The 18,565-nt window shown below is 39.2% G+C and carries 12 protein-coding genes; 9 read left to right on the top strand and 3 right to left on the bottom strand.

Translation table 11 applies throughout. The features are described from left to right. Nucleotide 1 precedes the first annotated feature (1 nt). The 3 genes from ABIB40_RS15985 to ABIB40_RS15975 all read right to left on the bottom strand — a co-directional run bounded on the left by ABIB40_RS15985 (nt 2) and on the right by ABIB40_RS15975 (nt 3,825). Nucleotides 2-1,414 (bottom strand): bifunctional UDP-3-O-[3-hydroxymyristoyl] N-acetylglucosamine deacetylase/3-hydroxyacyl-ACP dehydratase, encoded by a 1,413-nt coding sequence (locus ABIB40_RS15985; RefSeq protein ID WP_354360391.1) that lies wholly within the window; start codon nt 1,412-1,414, stop codon nt 2-4. Continuing rightward, nucleotides 1,411-2,481, bottom strand: coding sequence for a UDP-3-O-(3-hydroxymyristoyl)glucosamine N-acyltransferase (gene lpxD / locus ABIB40_RS15980; protein WP_354360390.1), 1,071 nt, complete (start codon nt 2,479-2,481; stop codon nt 1,411-1,413). Before lpxD ends, ABIB40_RS15985 begins: the two co-directional genes overlap by 4 nt. Before the next feature lie 120 nt (nt 2,482-2,601). Next, nucleotides 2,602-3,825 (bottom strand): HD domain-containing protein, encoded by a 1,224-nt coding sequence (locus tag ABIB40_RS15975; RefSeq protein WP_354360389.1) that lies wholly within the window; start codon nt 3,823-3,825, stop codon nt 2,602-2,604. A gap of 111 nt (nt 3,826-3,936) precedes the next feature. On the opposite strand from ABIB40_RS15975, the gene porX reads away from it, so the two are divergent. From porX to ABIB40_RS15930, 9 genes are all read left to right on the top strand, one after another. Next, on the top strand, nt 3,937-5,490 hold the full coding sequence (gene porX, locus ABIB40_RS15970) for a T9SS response regulator signal transducer PorX (protein ID WP_354360388.1): 1,554 nt from the start codon (nt 3,937-3,939) through the stop codon (nt 5,488-5,490). A gap of 358 nt (nt 5,491-5,848) precedes the next feature. Then, nucleotides 5,849-8,161, top strand: a complete 2,313-nt coding sequence (locus tag ABIB40_RS15965) for an NADP-dependent malic enzyme (RefSeq protein WP_354360387.1) — start codon at nt 5,849-5,851, stop codon at nt 8,159-8,161. An 18-nt stretch (nt 8,162-8,179) separates the two neighbouring features. After that, a complete protein-coding gene (gene ruvA / locus ABIB40_RS15960) occupies nt 8,180-8,764 on the top strand; it encodes a Holliday junction branch migration protein RuvA (protein ID WP_354360386.1) in 585 nt (194 codons plus the stop codon). Between the two features lie 12 nt (nt 8,765-8,776). Next, the gene (gene sov, locus ABIB40_RS15955; RefSeq protein ID WP_354360385.1) at nt 8,777-15,958 is read left to right on the top strand and encodes a T9SS outer membrane translocon Sov/SprA; all 7,182 of its coding nucleotides are present in this window, start codon (nt 8,777-8,779) and stop codon (nt 15,956-15,958) included. 67 nt (nt 15,959-16,025) lie between these two features. Beyond that, nucleotides 16,026-16,349 carry a hypothetical protein gene (locus tag ABIB40_RS15950; RefSeq protein ID WP_354360384.1) on the top strand — a complete coding sequence of 108 codons (324 nt, stop codon included), beginning with the start codon at nt 16,026-16,028 and terminating at the stop codon, nt 16,347-16,349. Between the two features lie 165 nt (nt 16,350-16,514). Then, the gene (locus ABIB40_RS15945) at nt 16,515-16,805 is read left to right on the top strand and encodes a hypothetical protein (RefSeq protein WP_354360383.1); all 291 of its coding nucleotides are present in this window, start codon (nt 16,515-16,517) and stop codon (nt 16,803-16,805) included. After that, nucleotides 16,795-16,989 (top strand): hypothetical protein, encoded by a 195-nt coding sequence (locus ABIB40_RS15940; protein ID WP_354360382.1) that lies wholly within the window; start codon nt 16,795-16,797, stop codon nt 16,987-16,989. The genes ABIB40_RS15945 and ABIB40_RS15940 overlap by 11 nt, the downstream gene beginning before the upstream one ends. 754 nt (nt 16,990-17,743) lie before the next feature. After that, entirely contained in the window at nt 17,744-18,124 is a 381-nt protein-coding gene (gene gcvH, locus ABIB40_RS15935; protein ID WP_354360381.1) for a glycine cleavage system protein GcvH, read from the top strand. A gap of 9 nt (nt 18,125-18,133) precedes the next feature. Further along, nucleotides 18,134-18,553 (top strand): VanZ family protein, encoded by a 420-nt coding sequence (locus tag ABIB40_RS15930; protein WP_354360380.1) that lies wholly within the window; start codon nt 18,134-18,136, stop codon nt 18,551-18,553. Nucleotides 18,554-18,565: the final 12 nt, after the last annotated feature.

Here is an 18,565-nt window from a genome sequence, read left to right as displayed (position 1 = left end):
TTTAAGAAGCTTCTACTACTTGTTTAACTTTGGATATTTGGGCCATCATTTCTGCTTCTACCACAACCTTATCGCCCACCATACCCACACCTTTCATCTGGGCTATCCCTCTTCTTATCGGCTCTAATAAATCGCAGCGGAATACAAGTGTATCACCAGGCAGCACCTGTGCTCTGAAACGTACCTTGTCTATTTTTAAAAAATAGGTTAAATAATTGTGCGGATCTGGCACGGTACTTAACACCAAAATGCCACCCACTTGCGCCATAGACTCAATTTGGATAACCCCTGGCAAAACGGGTGCGCCTGGAAAATGGCCTTTAAAAAATTCTTCGTTCATGGTTACGTTCTTTACGCCAACCACATGATTTTTAGACAGTTCTAAGATTTTATCGACAAAAAGAAATGGCGCCCTATGTGGCAAAATCTCCATTATCTTCACAACGTCGTATAAAGCCGGGCTGGCTGGATCGTAAACTTTTTGCAGTTTTTTGCTTTTTTCTTTCTTAATAGCTGCTTTTATTTTTTTTGCAAATGCAATATTGGCCGCATGCCCAGGTCTAGCTGCCATAATATGGCCTTTTAAATGCATGCCCACCAAGGCCAAATCGCCAATCATATCTAATAACTTATGTCTGGCAGGCTCGTTCTGGTAGCGGAGTTCCATGTTGTTTAGAATCCCTTGCGGGGCCACATTAATGTCTTTTCGATTAAAAAGCTTGGCCAAATTATCAAGCTCTTCTCTATCAACCTCTTTGTCTACGATAACGATAGCATTATTTAAATCGCCGCCCTTTATTAAATTGTGTTTTAATTGGTACTCCAATTCATGCAAGAAACAGAATGTGCGGCAAGAGGCAATCTCTTTTTTAAACTCTGCAATGGTGTTGATACCAGCATGTTGGCTGCCTAAAACCGGCGAGTTGTAATCAATCATGCAAGTAAAACGATAATCGTCTAAAGGCATTGCCACTATTTCTACCCTTCTATCTTCTTCTGTATAGGTAATGTTATGTGGGATAACAAAATACTCTCGATAGGCATTTTGCTCTATCGTGCCAGCTTGCTCCAATAAATCTACAAATTGTATACTACTCCCATCTAAAATGGGTGTTTCTGGCCCGTCTAGTTTAATTAAAATATTATCTAAATCCATGCCCACCAACGATGCGAGAACATGTTCTACGGTGCTAACGGTTGCTCCGTGTTGACTAAGAGTAGTTCCTCTGCTTGTATCACTAACAAGATCGGCATCGGCATTTATTATTGGTTGTCCGACTATATCAATACGTTGAAATTTAAAGCCATGGTTTTCTGGTGCTGGGCAAAAAGTTAAGTTTACATTTTTACCAGTATGCAATCCTACGCCATATACAGATACTTCTTTGCTTATCGTCTTTTGTCTAACGTTCATTTTGGTAAAGTGTTCCTTTCTAGTTCTGAAGTGAGTCTTTTTATTTCTTGTTCGAGTAGGTCAATTCGTTTTTTGATGTCGGGCAAATGCTTAAAAATTACCGAAGAGCGCATCCAGTTACGTAAAGGCTGAGCAGGGCTGCCATGCCATTGCTTGTTTTCTTCTGAAATATTAAAATTGACCCCAGCCTGAGCGCCAATTTGCGTTCCCTTTGCCAAATTAAGATGTCCGGCAATGCCAACTTGGCCACCAACCACACTATTTGGGCCAATTTTGGTGCTGCCAGATACGCCAGACTGGGCTGCAAGGACGGTATTTTGTCCAATTTCTACATTGTGTGCCAGCTGGATAAGGTTGTCTATTTTTGCCCCTTTCCTAACAATGGTAGCACCTAATGTAGCTCTATCTATTGCTGTATTTGCGCCAATCTCTACGTTATCTTCTATAATTACATTGCCTATTTGAGGTATTTTATTGTAAGTGCCATCTGGCTGAGGCGCAAAGCCAAAACCATCGCTACCGATAACGGTGTTTGCGTGAACGATCACTTTGTTGCCAATAATGCAGTTGTGGTAAATTTTTACGCCCGGGTGAAAAATGCACCCCTCGCCAACTTTAGTATTCTGGCCAATGTACGTTTGCGGATATATTTTAACATTATCGCCAATTTCTACTTGCTCTGCAACATAACTAAATGCCGCGATAAACACATTTTTGCCGATTTTAGCCGTTGGATGAATAAATGCAGATTGCTCTACACCTTGTTCGTTAGTCTTGGCATTTATCCGTTCATTGTACTTGTCTAATAAAACGGTAAAGGCGCTATAAGGGTTATCTACTCTAATAAGGGTTGGTTTATAAGGATGCGCTGGCTTAAAATCTTTGGAGACTAAAACAACCGAAGCTTGTGTGCCATACAAAAACGATTCGTACTTGGGGTTAGATAAGAACGAAAGGGAACCTTCTTTTCCATCCTCAATTTTAGAAAGCTCGCCCACCAAAACTTCGGCATCGCCTTCTATAGAGCCATTTAAAAAGTCACTAATCGTTTGTGCAGTAAATTGCATCGTACAAAGTTAAATGTTAAATTGATATGACCAAAAAAACCTCAAAAGGTGTTCAAGGGATAATTTACACAATGATAAGATTTTAAATACAACAGAAAATTAATTTTTAGTTAAAAAAGCCTAAATACCTCGGGGATAGCAGAGGATAAATTTCTCTACAGTCTTTTGTAAAGATTCTAAGTTAGAAAGATCAGATGCTTTAGCAATATCCAGTACGTCGTTATTTTTCATCAAAATTTTAACGTTTCCAACGCCAGGATGGTATGCGCGGTTCTTGATTACGTCAGTAAAAACGAAATATCCAATATCTTTTTTAGCAATTCCCAACAAAGCTACGGCATCATCCTTTAGCATCTCAATTCTATCTGCACTTGTTAAATTTGTGCTAATTTCTACCTTATACAAATGTCTGTTTACCAACATGTGCGATAGCTTAGACAAAATTTTATCGCCATGGTTTACCCACACCTTTAAAGATGTGTGTATGTCTTGGTCGTCTAAATTTGTAAAATGTTTTAAACTTTCTTCGTTTTCGAAAAAATTTAGCTCATCAATATTGTTCTGTAAGAAATAATTTAAAGATGGTGGAGCGAACAGCTCATCGCCCATAGCCGCTAAATACTTAGCCCTTGCCAAAATTTTTACCAAGAGCATTTCTCCGGCAATAACCGTTTTATGCAGGTAAACCTGCCAATACATCAGCCGGCGGGCAATTAGAAATTTCTCTACAGAATAAATTCCTTTTTCTTCTAGAACGAGATTATCATCGCTTACGTTTAACATTTTGATAATCCTGTCAAAGCTGATTACCCCTTCACTTACGCCGGTAAAAAAGCTATCTCTATTCAAGTAGTCCATCCTGTCTAAATCTAGCTGGCCAGATATAAGCTGATTTAAGAATTTTTTAGAATAAGTGCCCCTAAAAATGTCGATGGCCATATCTAATTTCCCTTCAAAGTGAACGTTTAAATCCTGCATCAACTTCAGAGAAATATCTTCGTGCTTTATTCCCGTAACCAAAGAATGCTCTAGCGCGTGAGAAAATGGCCCGTGTCCAATATCATGCAATAAAATCGCTAGTAAGGCCGCTTGTTCTTCTGCATCGGTAATGTTATTTCCTTTACTGCGCAATAATGTAATGGCAAGCGACATGAGATGCATGGCGCCGAGCGCATGATGAAACCTGGTATGCAGGGCGCCAGGGTAGACCAAATGTGTCATTCCTAATTGCTTAATGTAGCGTAAACGCTGAAAATATGGATGCGAAATGACATCGTAAACCAATGCTGATGGAATGCTGATAAAGCCGTAAACTGGGTCGTTTATTATTTTTTTCTTATTCAATAGTTAAAAAGAGTTAAATAGGTAGATGCGGTACAAAAATTGCTATTTTTATTTATACTTTGAATCAACTCATTTAAATTAAACGGAAAATTTAATTATTATTACATTAACATGCTAGAAACCAAAATATTATGGGCAGATGACGAAATCAACCTGCTTAAACCCCATATTCTGTTATTAAACGATAAAGGTTATGATGTTACCACGTTTACCAACGGGAACGACGCCTTGGAAGCATTTAGAAATGGACAGTTTGACTTGGTTTTTTTAGATGAGAACATGCCGGGAATGAGCGGGTTAGAAACACTATCAGCCATTAAAAACATCGATCCGGATGTGCCAGTAGTACTCATTACAAAAAGCGAAGAAGAAAATTTAATGGAAGATGCCATTGGCAGCAAAATAGACGATTACCTCATAAAACCAGTCAACCCTAAACAGGTATTGTTAACCATTAAAAAACTTATAGACAATAAGCGCCTCATTAATGAAAAAACGTCAATGGCTTACCAGCAAGATTTTAGGCGACTGGGCATGACTCTTGGCGACAAGCTGAGTTACGAGGAGTGGGTAGATGTATACAAAAAGATAGTGTTTTGGGAGTTGGAACTAGAAAAATTAGACGACCCACAAATGCACGAAATTTTGACGATGCAAAAACAAGAGGCCAATACCCAGTTTACAAAATTTATACAACAGCACTACCTTGCTTGGATGAAAGACCGCAATACAGCGCCGTTGATGAGTAATGAACTTTTAAAGAAAAAGGCTTTTCCGCTTTTGGAAGACAATACCTCTGTGTTCTTTATTTTGATAGATAATTTGCGCTACGACCAATGGCGGGTAATCCATCCGCTTATTTCAGAATACTTTAGAATAGACGATGAAGATATGTACACCAGTATCTTGCCAACGGCCACGCAATATGCCAGAAACTCTATTTTCTCTGGCCTAATGCCGTTAGATATGGAAAAACGTATGCCTAAATTGTGGCAGAACGACGATGAGGAAGGTGGCAAGAATTTGTATGAAGAAGAGTTTTTAGCTGATAATTTAAAACGCAGTTTGCATAAAGATTGTAAGTTTAGCTACCATAAAATTTTAACCTTTGAGCAAGGAAAGGATTTGGTAGACAACACAAATAATTTATTAAAGAATGATTTTAATGCCGTTGTTTTTAATTTTGTAGACATGTTAAGCCATGCCCGTACAGATATGCAAATGATTAAAGAATTAGCAAATGATGATGCGGCATATAGGTCTTTAACTCTTTCTTGGTTTGAGCACTCGCCGTTATTTGATTTGTTGAAGAAGCTTGCACAACAAAAAACTAAGGTGGTGTTAACTACAGATCACGGTACCATAAGGGTTAAAAAGCCAGTAAAAGTAGTTGGCGATAGAAGCACAAACTCTAATCTTCGTTACAAACAAGGACGTAATTTGAGCTTTAACGAAAAAGATGTTTTTCTTATAAAAAACCCTCACGAAGCCATGCTGCCAAAAATAAACATCAGCAGCAGCTATATTTTTGCGCAAAATGACAATTACTTTGTTTACCCAAACAACTATAACCAGTTTGTAAATTACTACAACGAAACTTTTCAACATGGAGGTGTTTCGTTAGAAGAAATGATTATTCCGGTGGTAACCTATTCGCCTAGGTAGTGGTGATTATTTTGGTTGATAATGGCTGCGCCAGAAAAATTCATCAGGCGCAGCCAAAAAAATAGTTTAAAAAATCCTGTTTGTGTCAATCCTCCCAAGTTTTGGCGATCAACTGCCTGTTAATAGACTTTGCGGCTTTTTCGCCATAGTTTTAATTTTGTCTTTAAGCAATAACGGCGACATCGCTATCTAACAGATTTTCCTTGTGACAAGTAATAATTTAAAATGCTATTAGCTTTTTGAGCGATAAATTAGGCGTTGAAGTTTCTCTGAGCTGCTAAAGTAAAAATACCTTTGTAATTATTTTATGCATTTCAAAAGAATTGTAACTTGCATTTTTTAATAGAAACTAATAGCGATGAGCAAGAGCAAGACTAAGAAACAAGACGCTTTAGATTACCATTCAACTGGCCGGCCAGGCAAAATAGAAGTTATTCCTACCAAGCCGACAAATTCTCAGAGAGATCTAACGTTGGCTTACTCGCCGGGAGTTGCAGAACCCTGTCTTAAAATTGCAGAAAATAAAGAAGATGTTTATAAATACACGGCCAAGGGAAATTTAGTTGCGGTAATTAGCAATGGAACTGCCGTTTTGGGGCTTGGAGATATTGGCGCTGAAGCCAGCAAACCAGTAATGGAAGGAAAGGGCTTGCTTTTTAAAATCTATGCAGACATCGATGTATTTGACCTCGAATTAGATTGTAAAAACGTTGATGATTTTGTTAAAATAGTGAAGGCCTTAGAGCCAACATTTGGGGGTATAAATTTAGAGGACGTAAAAGCACCAGAATGTTTTGAGATTGAGCGTAGGTTAAAGGAGGAGATGACTATTCCTGTTATGCATGATGATCAGCACGGAACAGCCATTATTTCTGGTGCAGCATTAATAAATGCTTGCGAAATACAGAAAAAGAAATTAGATAAAATTAAAATGGTGGTAAGCGGGGCCGGCGCGGCTGCCGTTTCTTGTTCAAAAATGTACCTCTCGCTTGGAGTAAAAAAAGAAAACTTGGTTATGTTGGATATCAACGGACTGATTACTCCAGACAGAACCGATTTAGATGACACGCGTTTGGTTTTTGCGACTAACCGAAATGACATTAAAAATTTGGCAGACGCATTAAAAAATGCTGACGTTTTTGTTGGCTTATCTGCTGAGAATATTGTTAGACCAGAAATGTTGAAAACAATGGCCAAAAACCCCATCGTTTTCGCGATGGCAAACCCAAATCCAGAAATTTCTTATGAACTTGCAACAAAAACCCGTACCGATGTAATTATGGCTACCGGGCGTTCAGATTATCCCAACCAAGTAAATAATGTATTGGGTTTTCCGTACATATTTAGGGGCGCACTAGATGTTAGAGCTACCGCGATAAATGAGGAAATGAAAATTGCAGCAGTGCACGCGATAGCACAGTTGGCCAAACAATCTGTTCCAGAGGCGGTAAATTTGGCATATAATTCCAGAAATTTAAAATTTGGCAAAGATTACATCATACCAAAGCCCGTAGATTCTAGGTTGATTACAGAAGTTTCTATCGCGGTAGCAAAAGCAGCGATAGAAAGCGGCGTAGCTAGAAAAGCCATAACCAATTGGGAAAAGTATGCCGAAGAACTGAGAACGCGTTTAGGCTTAGACGATGCCATTATGCGCTCGGTAACCATCCACGCTAAAGCAAATCCAAAAAAAGTTGTGTTTGCTGAAGCAGATAATTATAAAATTTTAAAGGCGGCTCAGATTGTGAGGGAAGAAAACATTGCAATTCCCATCCTTTTAGGAAACAAGCAAAAGATCCAGGAAATAATAAATGCAAACGCCCTAGAGCTTGACGACGTAGAAATTATAGATCCGGCATTGGAGCCGGAAAAAAGCCAGCTTTATGCAGATGCGCTTTATAAAAAACGAGAAAGAAGCGGCGTAACCTATACAGATGCCATAAAATCTTTGAGAGATAGAAACTATTTTGGCGCGAGCATGGTAGAATTTGGCGAAGCAGATGCGATGATTTCTGGTTTGACGAAAAATTATGCGTCAACCATTAAACCAGCACTACAAATTATTGGTGTAGAGCCAGGAATTAGGCGGGTTGCAGGTATGTATATGATGATGACCAAAAAAGGCCCTGTTTTTTTTGGAGACACCACAGTAAACGTAAACCCTACGGCAGAAGAGTTGGTAGACATAACGTTGTTGATTAATCGGTCTGTTAAACAGTTTAACATCACCCCTAGAACTGCGCTCCTTTCTTATTCTAATTTTGGTTCTAATGATGGAGAAACGCCAGAAAAGGTTAGGGCAGCAGTAAAAATATTACATAGAGACCATCCAGAGGTTTTGGTAGATGGCGAGATGCAAGGAAACTTTGCCATGAACAGTAGTTTGCTAGAAGAGAATTTTCCATTTAGTCGTTTGGTAAATGCACCCGCAAACACATTAATATTTCCAAATTTAGAAGCAGGAAATATTGCGTATAAATTATTGCAAGAGTTGGGCGAGGCAGAAGCGGTTGGCCCCATTTTGCTTGGCTTAAACAAGTCAGTACACATTGTGCAGCTTGGTAGTTCGGTACGCGAAATTGTAAATATGGTTACCATAGCGGTAGTAGATGCACAAGCAAAGGAGCGCTTGGCCAAAAACTCCCCAAAAAAAGGTAGATTTACGAAATAAATAGTTAACAATATTTTTATGTTCGCTTACATAGACGGAAGACTTACTTTCAAGAATCCTGCGTATGTAGTTATAGAGGCTGGAGGCGTAGGTTACCACATCAACATTTCTTTAAATACCTACAGCAGCCTGCCAACAACGGAGCGGTGCAAATTGTTTACATGGCTGCACGTTAAAGAAGACGGCCACACGCTTTACGGCTTTGCCGATGAAGGGGAGCGCAGGCTATTTTTGCACTTAATTTCTGTTTCTGGTATCGGCCCCAACACGGGTCGGATGATTTTGTCATCTATAACGCCAATAGAAATCCAAGCCGCAATAGTACAAGCCGACTATCCGCTTATACAGCGGATAAAAGGTTTAGGTGCAAAAACGGCGCAACGGCTAGTTTTAGAATTGCAAGATAAGTTGAAAAAAGAGGGCTCAGACTCGCTTATTTCTATGCCTCAGCACAATACCGTAAAAGATGAGGCATTATCTGCACTAGTAATGCTGGGCTTTGCAAAGCTAACCGCAGAAAAAACATTAGACCAAATATTAAAAGTTTCTGAGCCAACACTTACGGTTGAGGAACTGATAAAACAAGCATTGAAAAAATTATAATTCCCTGTTTTTTTGAAGAAAATCTCTACTCAGTTTTTTTCTCTCTTTCTTATTATTTGTTGTGCAGTATCAACTTCTGCGCAGGTGGTACCGAACAAGCCAGACAGTTCTAAAATTAAGCAAAATAATTTTTCGTTAAAAGAGCGACAACTGCTTGGTTTAAGCCCAACTACCAATTCATTCTTCCCGCAGCCGGGCAATATGAAAACGGTGGTAGAGTATGATGCGAAAAGTAAACGTTATGTTGTAAAAGAACTTATTGGAGATACCTACGTTACCCAAACAAAGTATTTAACCATTGATGAATATCAGAAATATTTAAACAGCGAGATTACCCGTTTTAACTTTAGAAAAAATTCTGATGCAGAAGTTAACGAGGTTAGAACTACTGGCATAATTCCTCCAATTGAAGTTAGGAGCAAGGGGTTTGAGAAATTATTTGGCAGCGGCCTAATAGACATCCAGCCCCGTGGTGAAGCAGAACTTACTTTTTTGGTACGGAGAAACAAGAACGAAAACCCCTTGTTTAACCAACGACAAAGGGTGCAAACAAATTTCGATTTCAACCAAAGGATTCAAATGGATCTTGTGGGCAACATTGGCACCAAGCTAAAAATTGCAAGCAACTACAATACAGAAGCACAGTTCGACTTCGAAAACCAGATAAAATTAGACTACACCGGAGGACAGGACGAAATTATTAAAAAAATTGAAGCCGGTAACGTAAGCTTACCTCTAAATACAACATTAATTAGCGGAACGCAGGCATTGTTTGGGGTAAAAACACAACTCCAGTTTGGCAAGCTTAATGTTACCAGCGTTTACACCCAACAAAAATCGCAGTCGAAAGAAATTAGGATTACAAACGGTGCACAACAAAATGAATTTAGAGTAAGCGCCGACAGTTATGAATCTAACAGACATTACTTTTTAGCGCAGTATTTTAGGAATAACTACAATAAATTTCTTGCAAATGCACCCATTATTACTTCGCCGATACGGATTACGCGCATAGAAGTTTGGATCACAAATAAATCTGGTAGTACAACAGACAGCAGAGATGTGCTGGGTTTTTTAGATCTGGGCGAAAACCAGCCCTATAATACCGCATTGATTACTGGCGGTACCTCGGCGCTTCCTGCTGGTACAACTGCTGCCGGCTTTCCTCAACAATCTAACTCCTTGCTTAGAAATTTACCCCAAGGCGCGCGACTTACAAATAACAACGATGTTATTGCCTACTTTCAGGGCAATGGCGCAACAGATAATTACGGAAAAGTTGTCTATGCAAGGCGGTTGTCTGATAAAGAATTTACTTTCCAACCGCAGCTCGGCTATATTTCCTTAAACAATCCTTTAAATAGTGATGAGGTATTGTCTGTAGCGTATCAGTACACCTATAACGGCCAAGCATACCAAGTTGGAGAATTCTCTACAGATATTCCTTTTGATCCGACAAACCCTAAGGTACTTTACACAAAACTTCTTAAAAATGAAACGACAAAAATAAAATTGCCAACTTGGGATCTGATGATGAAAAACATCTATTCAATAGGTGGTTATCAGATTAGTCCAGATAATTTTGTTTTTAATATTTTTAGAATCGACAACCAAACCGGCGTAGAAAGCCCCGTAATTACAGAGGGGCAAAATACGAACAACCAACAATGGATTCGGCTCGCCGAGTTAGATAGATTAAACCAACAAAATGAGCGCAAGCCAGATGGCGTATTTGATTTCGTTTCATCAAACAACGCATTTGGAACCTATTCTGGAGGTGGTACCAGTGCTTATGATGCGAACGCCACCAATAATCCATTCGGCTCCAACTTATCAAATGCAAATGCTGCGGCTTCGCTTTTTAACACCAACAATGGGTACGTAACCATCGATCCGGCAAACGGTCGGATCATCTTTCCGGTTATTGAACCTTTCGGGAAGGATTTGGCTTCAAAATTTTTACCTAGCGAGCAAGCGTTGATAAACAAATATACCTTTACGGCATTATACGATTCTACGCAAACCATCGCTAAACAACTGTTTCAGAACCAAAACCGCTACATTTTTAAAGGCAGTTATCAATCTACTGTATCTTCAGATTTTAGCCTGAATGCTTTTAACATACCACCAGGCTCTGTAAAAGTTTTTGCTGGCTCTACACCACTGGTAGAAGGGGTAGATTTTACCGTGGATTATCAAGGAGGAAGGGTTAGCATCATCAACCAAGCACTACTGCTTTCTGGGCAGCCTATACGGATTACCACAGAAAACAACGAACTTTTTGGTTTGCAACAACGTTCGTTATTTGGTACTCGGTTAGATTATCGTGTAAACAACAAACTAAATATTGGCGGAACCATTATGAACTTGACGGAAAAGCCGCTTACCCAAAAAGTAAACATTGGCGACGAACCTGTATCTAACACCATTTGGGGTGCCGACCTTAATTACAGTGCTTCCTCTAGGTTTCTAACAAAATTGGTCGACAAGATTCCGTTAATCTCTACCAAGGCACCTTCTAGCGTTACTTTTTATGGCGAGTTCGCCAACCTGATTCCCGGCCACCCAAGGTCTTTAAATTTTGCGGGCAGTAATAGAGGCGTGAGTTATTTGGATGATTTTGAAGCCTCGCGCTCGGTTGTCGATTTAAAAGGCGCGGTTGCCTGGCAAATTTCTGGAACGCCACAGCTTTTTCCAGAATCGCAATTGGTCGATAACCTAGCTTATGGTTACAACCGGGCCAGAATGGCGTTCTACAACATCGATCCAACTTTTTATAACAATTCTACTTCTTTAATCGGAAACATTGCCAATCGCAAAAACGAACTTTCTAACCCGTATGTTAGGCAAGTAATAGAGCAAGAAGTGTTTCCATTTAAACAAACGGCTGTCGGTCAGCCGTTAAATATTACCACCTTAGATGTAGCTTATTATCCAACGGTACGTGGCCCATACAATTTTAGCACATCTGGCTTTGCTAGCGATGGTTCGCTGCTTAGCCCAAGAAGTAGGTGGGCAGGATTTCAGAGAAAAATAGAAACCAACGATTTCGAGGCGCTTAATGTGGGATATATAGAAGTTTGGATGATGGATCCGTTTATCAACAAGCCAAATTCAACCGGTGGAGATTTGTATTTTAACCTCGGTAACATTTCAGAAGACATTTTAAAAGACGGCAGAAAATCGTTAGAAAATGGATTGCCAGCGACAGACGATCCTACCAAGTACGATGAAACCAACTGGGGTCGCGTGCCTAAATTGCAACCCGTAGTTCAGGCTTTCGACAACAATCCAGACACGAGAAAAGCCCAAGATGTGGGCTTGGATGGGCTATCTGATCAAAATGAGCGTTTAAAATTTGCTCCCGCGATAAACTCCATAAAACCTCAACTAAACCCAACTGCCGCTGCAGGTTTAGAAGCCGATCCATCTTCTGATGATTACGGCTATTACCGTGGGCCAGCCTTAGATCAGATCGGAGCGGGCATTTTGAAACGCTATGAGCGCTATAACGGTACCGATGGGAATTCGAAAACCGCGCAACAATCGCAGGCCGAGTTGGGATTAGAAAATTCTGCCGCTACATCTTTGCCAGATGGAGAGGACATTAACAGAGACAACAACATGACGCAAAGCGATGAATATTTTCAATACAAAATATCGCTAAAGCCCGCAGATATGATTGTTGGGAAAAACTTCATCACCGATAAGGTAACCACCCAGACTAAACTTTTAAATGGGAATACGCAGGCCATTACTTGGTATCAACTTCGCATTCCCATAGATCAATACCAAGATCGGGTCGGCGACATACAAGATTTTAAATCTATCAGATTTTTTAGGTTATTTATGACAAATTTTGCAGATACAACCATTTTGCGATTTGCGGCACTCCAACTAGTTCGTGGCGATTGGCGCGCATATAACGCTACAAATGTGGCAGACCAAGTGATTGTAGACCCATCTTTACCTATACTTACCCCTGACAATTCTACGATAGAAGTAGCTACTGTAAATATAGAGGAGAACGGCAAGAGACAACCCATTCCTTATGTAACGCCGCCTGGAATTGTTAGGGAGCGGGATTATAGCAACTTTAATGGCGATACACGTTTAAACGAGCAGTCGCTATCGGTTACCATTAAAAATTTAAGAGACGGTTATGGTAGGGCAGCCTTTAAAACGGCATTTAGCGATTTCCGTTCTTACAAACGATTGCAAATGTTTATCCACGCCGAAGCGGTAGACAATTTGGTGTTGAACGATAGAGATGTTGCAGCATTTTTAAGAATTGGTACGGATAACCAAGACAATTATTACGAATATTCCATTCCGCTGAGAGTTACGCAACCGGGTACAAGCGACCCAGACAAAATATGGCCTGCAGAAAATGAGATGGACATTGATTTATCACTTTTTCAGAAAGCGAAACTCGCCAGAAATGCCGCCCGTTTGTCTAATGGCCAACCTTGGCCAATAAATGTTCCTTTTAGCTTTTCGGACGGGCTGCACACCATAACGATTAAAGGGCAGCCAGATATGAGCAAAGTGCGGGTGTACATGCTTGGTGCAAAAAATCAGTTACGTGCCGCAGGCGATGTAGAAGGCGATAATTTAGATAAAAGTGTGTTGCTTTGGTTTAACGAATTGCGTTTAACCGAGTTTGACGAACGTGGCGGATGGGCGGCAACCGTCCGCTTAAATTTGAAACTGGCCGATTTTGCAGAGGTAAACGTTTCGGGAAGCAAATCTACCATTGGTTTTGGTACTTTGGATTCAAAAGTTGGGGAAAGAAACCGATCGGATAATACCCTGTTAGACGTTTCGACATCGGTAGAGCTTGGGAAATTTCTGCCGCAAAAATCTGGAGTGAAGATCCCGATGTTTATAAATTACACGGCACAAATCGCTACCCCGCAGTACAATCCTAGTACGCCAGATATTGAATTGAAAACGGCACTAAATGGTGTAAGCAAAACACAAAAAGACTCTATTTTAAACTTTGCACAAGATTACACCGAACGCCGAGGAATTAATTTTACAAACGTGCATAAAGAGCGTAGCCAAAACAGCAAGCCGGCTCAACTTTGGGATTTAGAAAATTTTGCGCTTAGTTATGCCTTTACCAAATATAGCCATCGTGATTTTATCACCCAAGATAATTCACAAAATGTATATCGCGGCTCGTTGCAGTATTCGTACGCCAGGGAGGCAAAGAATTACGCCCCTTTTGATAAAGTAATAAAATCTAACTTATTGCGGGTACTAAAAGATTTTAACTTTAGCCTGTTTCCAAGTGCCATAAATTTTAGGATAGAAGTAAATAGGTTATATGCAGAAAATACGTTGAGAAACAACGACCCAAACAATAGCATTCCGATTTTTCAAAATGGATACCCAACTACTTTTAACAAGAATTTTAACATCAATAGAATTTACGGTATTTCTTGGAATTTAACCAAATCGCTTCAATTAGATTTTAACGCGACCAATTATTCTATTATAGACGAACCAGACGGGCGAATTGATGGTTTAAAAAGAGATACAGTTTGGGAAAACCTAAAGAAATTGGGCCGCACTACAGATTACAACCATAACCTAAACCTTACCTATGCCGTGCCTATAAATAAATTACCAGGGTTAGACTGGGTTGTGATGCAGGCCAGGTACGGAACCAACTTTAACTGGCAAACCGAGCCCTTGGCCACCTTGCAAGATCCTAATATAAATTTGGGAAACACCGTTCAAAACAGTCGCACCGTGCAGCTTAACCCAACCTTTAATTTTTCTTCTTTGTACAACAAATTTGGGTTTTTGCGTAGTACAGAATCAACAGGTGGTAAGGGGTTTTTTATAAATTTATTAACGAGCATTAAGAACGTAAACGCAGCTTACACCCAAACCAAAGGAACGTTTTTACCAGGCTACCTGCCAAAAACCACTTATTTTGGAATTGATAAGGTAACGGGAGCGCCAGGATTGGGCTTTGCATTTGGCAGCCAGAGAGATATTAGAGAGATGGCGCTTGGAAATGGTTGGCTCACTACAGATACGCTGCAAAATCAACTTTACGTAAACACGCTACACGAAGATCTTAGCTTAACGAGCCAAATAGAGCCTATAAAAGATTTGAGGATTACGCTTCGTGCAAATAAAGCACAAACCAGAAACTACTCAAGCAATTTTAGGTACCTCGCAGCTACCAATGCATTTGAAAACTTAAATGGGATTACCAGTGGCGACTACAGCATATCTTACATAGCCTTCAAAACTGCATTTAAAGAGAACAACTCAAGCATCGTTTCTACCTTGTTTAATCAGTTCATGGCAAATCGCATCATCATCTCCCGAAGATTAGGTGCACAGAACCCAAACTCTAGCGGAACAACTGATGGCTATGCAGATGGTTACGACAAACAAAGTCAAGATGTGTTAATCTCGGCCTTTTTAGCAGCCTATTCTGGTAAAGACGCAAACAAAGTAAAGACAAATTCTTTTCCAAATATTCCTTTGCCAAACTGGAATTTAACGTATAGTGGCTTGACGAAGATTCCGTTTTTTGCAGAAAGATTTTCTTCCATAGACATTAGGCATGGCTATAGATCAGCTTACAACATAAATGGGTTTAACACTTTGTTAAACTACGGAGAGCACAGCGGTTTTGTAAATAGTCGAGATGCAAGTAGTAATTTCTTGCCAAAGTATCAATTTGCCCAAGTAACTATCTCAGAATATTTTTCGCCTTTAATAGGGATTGATGCAAGATTTAAAAGTAGTTTGACCGCTTCTGTAGAGTTCAACAAATCGCGCCTACTTGGACTTAGCTTGGCTAACAGCCAGCTGGCCCAACTATCAGAAAATAACATTGTGGTGGGCATTGGGTACCGCACCAATAAATTTCGTTTTCCATTTGGCTGGTTTTCTAACTTAAAACTAGATAACAACATGGATTTTAAATTAGATGTGGCCATTAGAGATAACAAAACGGTGATCTACAGGGCCGATGTTAAAGACGCAGAAGTATCTTCGGGAGCAAAAAACATAACTTTTAGGCCGACGGTGGATTACGTAATCAATCAGAAATTTAACGTAAAAGTGTTTTACGATTCCAACATCACCAAACCCTATACCTCGCAAACCTTCAATACCTCTTTTAGTAATTTTGGGTTTAGTTTGAGGTTTATTTTTAATTGATTAATCGGTTATTAAATTGTTTAGTGTTACCAATAACAAAGAAAACAAAAAATGTATATTTGCTTAAGTGGATAAAATAGGTGACATAGAAATTAGGGTTGTAGGAAAATCAGGGAATTTAGATTTAAGTCCCGAAAACTATGATATTAAGCATATTGCGAGTATTCTACAAAATGTAGAAGACTTGCTGTATCCTAACAACAAGAAAGATCGGCCGTTAATAAGTTATGATATTAAAGAAGGTTCTGTAAGACATATTTTTAAAACCCCAATCCAGTATATAATTGGTTTTAGCGCAATTTTAGGGCAGATCCAACAATCCAATTCGATTGATTTTCTCGATTTGAAAACTGCCAGAGCAATTGAAAGCATACAACATCTTTCACAGTAAAAGAACTATGAATTTTGGTTTATAACTTCGGTAAAAAAGGATATAGAACTTTCTATAAGTCCAACTACCAAGTTTTTTAGAACCGCGACTATTTGGGCGGATGCAGAACTATATTTTTATGGAATATTAAAAGATGCAGGCGGCAAAACTAAAGCAAATATTCATTTGGATACAGAAGACTTTGGGTATTTGGCAATAGAGACAGGGCAAGACTTTTTAATGGAACAAGAAGAAAACCTGCTGTATAAAAAATTTGGTGTTCGTGCCAAGGGAAAACAAAACCTTGAAATTGGTGAAATTGATACAAAAACTTTAAAACTTGTAGAGTTAGTTAACTATAGTCCAAAATATGATTCAGATTATCTAACTAATCTAATTAACAAAGCGAAGAAAAGCTGGAAAGGGGTCGACACAAATGAATGGCTGATAAATATTAGAGGAGGATATGAAGCTTAGCGTGTTTTTAGATACCAGCTTCTTTGTCCGTTTACTTAACGACGAGGATCCGTTGCATGGCAATGCTAAAGATTACTTTAGATATTTTCTCGAAAATGAAATAGTTTTAAAGGTTTCTACAATTTCAATTGCCGAGTATTGTGTTAGAGGAAAAATTGATGAGCTTCCGCTAAGGCACATCTAAATAGTTCCTTTTAACTTAGACCATGCAAAAAGAACAGGAGCATTTGGCTATGCTATTTTTGAAGAAAATAAAATCAATACCGATAAACTCTCTCCTCGGGCAATCATTCCAAATGATTCAAAGTTATTTGCTCAAGCAAATCTTGATATATCGGTTTGCCACTTTGTTACTTCGGACAGCAGGTCGAAAAGCACCTAGTCGTCACTTAGGAGACACATAAACCCAAATTTTGAAATCATTGATATTTTAACACCCTACAATGAAACGTTTGGAGTTTTAGATTTATAATCACAAAATATAATCAAGTTTATAATTGATTGTTGTGAAGCGTAACTAGGATTTTGACCAAACTAATTTCTAATCATTAACTTAACTGCTTCATCTCTTTTGAACGCAGTAAAAAAATCTTGCGAAAAGGTAATCGATTCTGTGAGCAAATCTTATTTGTGAGACGTTTGGTACCTCGATGTGACGGCGGATTTCCTTAAGTTAACGATTGCTAACTCCCCTCAAAAACGCTAGTTCCCTTGTGCCCTAAACCCGATTGCCGTGGAAATATTTACCCCTAATTTCCCTTCAGGGGATTTAGGGGTAAGATTGAAACAGAAAGCGGGGCTGCAATTGCCGATGATTACTTGCTTCTCGTTTTCGAAAAGCCTTATTTGTAACAATAAAATTGCCTCTGCGTCTCGTAATCAAATACTTCTTAATATTTCAGTTTTATAATTAACTTTGTACAAAAATTTGTAGACGTATGGACTTCCCTATAGAATTTAAGTATACCAAAGACCACGAGTGGATTAAAATAGATGGTAACGTAGCCACCATTGGCATAACAGAGTTTGCGCAGAGCGAGCTTGGCGACATTGTGTATGTGGATATAAACGCGGTTGGTTCTACGATAGAAAAAGACGAAGTTTTTGGAACGGTAGAGGCGGTAAAAACGGTGTCTGATTTATTTATGCCGGTTGCTGGGACAATTGCAGAAATTAACCCTGCGTTAAATGACGGTCCAGAATTGGTTAACTCTGATCCTTATGGACAGGGCTGGATGGTAAAAGTAACCGTTACGAATCAAAAGGATATAGACGAGTTACTCTCTGCCGAGTCTTATAAAGACTTGGTTGGCGCATAAGAAGAAAATATGCAGATTTTAAGAAACCAGAAATGGGCAATTTTCTGGGCAATTTTTATCTTGATTCTTTGCAACATCCGCATGCCAGATACTGGCAGTAGCGGTTTCTTTTTTAAAGGTTTTGACAAAATGACCCATTTGGGGTTTTTCTTTGTACTTTCGGTATTGCTGCTTTACGGAAAAATTAAATACCAGCATAGTTTTGCGTTTAGAAAGTTAACAATAGTTAAAATCCTGATCATCAACATTGCGCTTGGTGGAGGAATAGAGCTTTTGCAATGGAAAGTATTTACCTATCGTTCTGCAGAATGGTGGGATTTTGGAAGTGATATGATTGGCTGCTTAATGGCAATCTTTAGCTACGTATTGCTTCATCACTTAAATCCTCAAACAGCTACATTGAAGAATGAGGAGTTTTTGAAAGAATGATGAAATTAAAAA

Source organism: Pedobacter sp. UYP30 (assembly GCF_040547165.1).
Classification (GTDB): Bacteria; Bacteroidota; Bacteroidia; order Sphingobacteriales; family Sphingobacteriaceae; genus Pedobacter.
The sequence above is the reverse complement of the archived record's forward strand: the minus strand, read 5'-3'. Positions and strand labels throughout refer to the sequence as shown.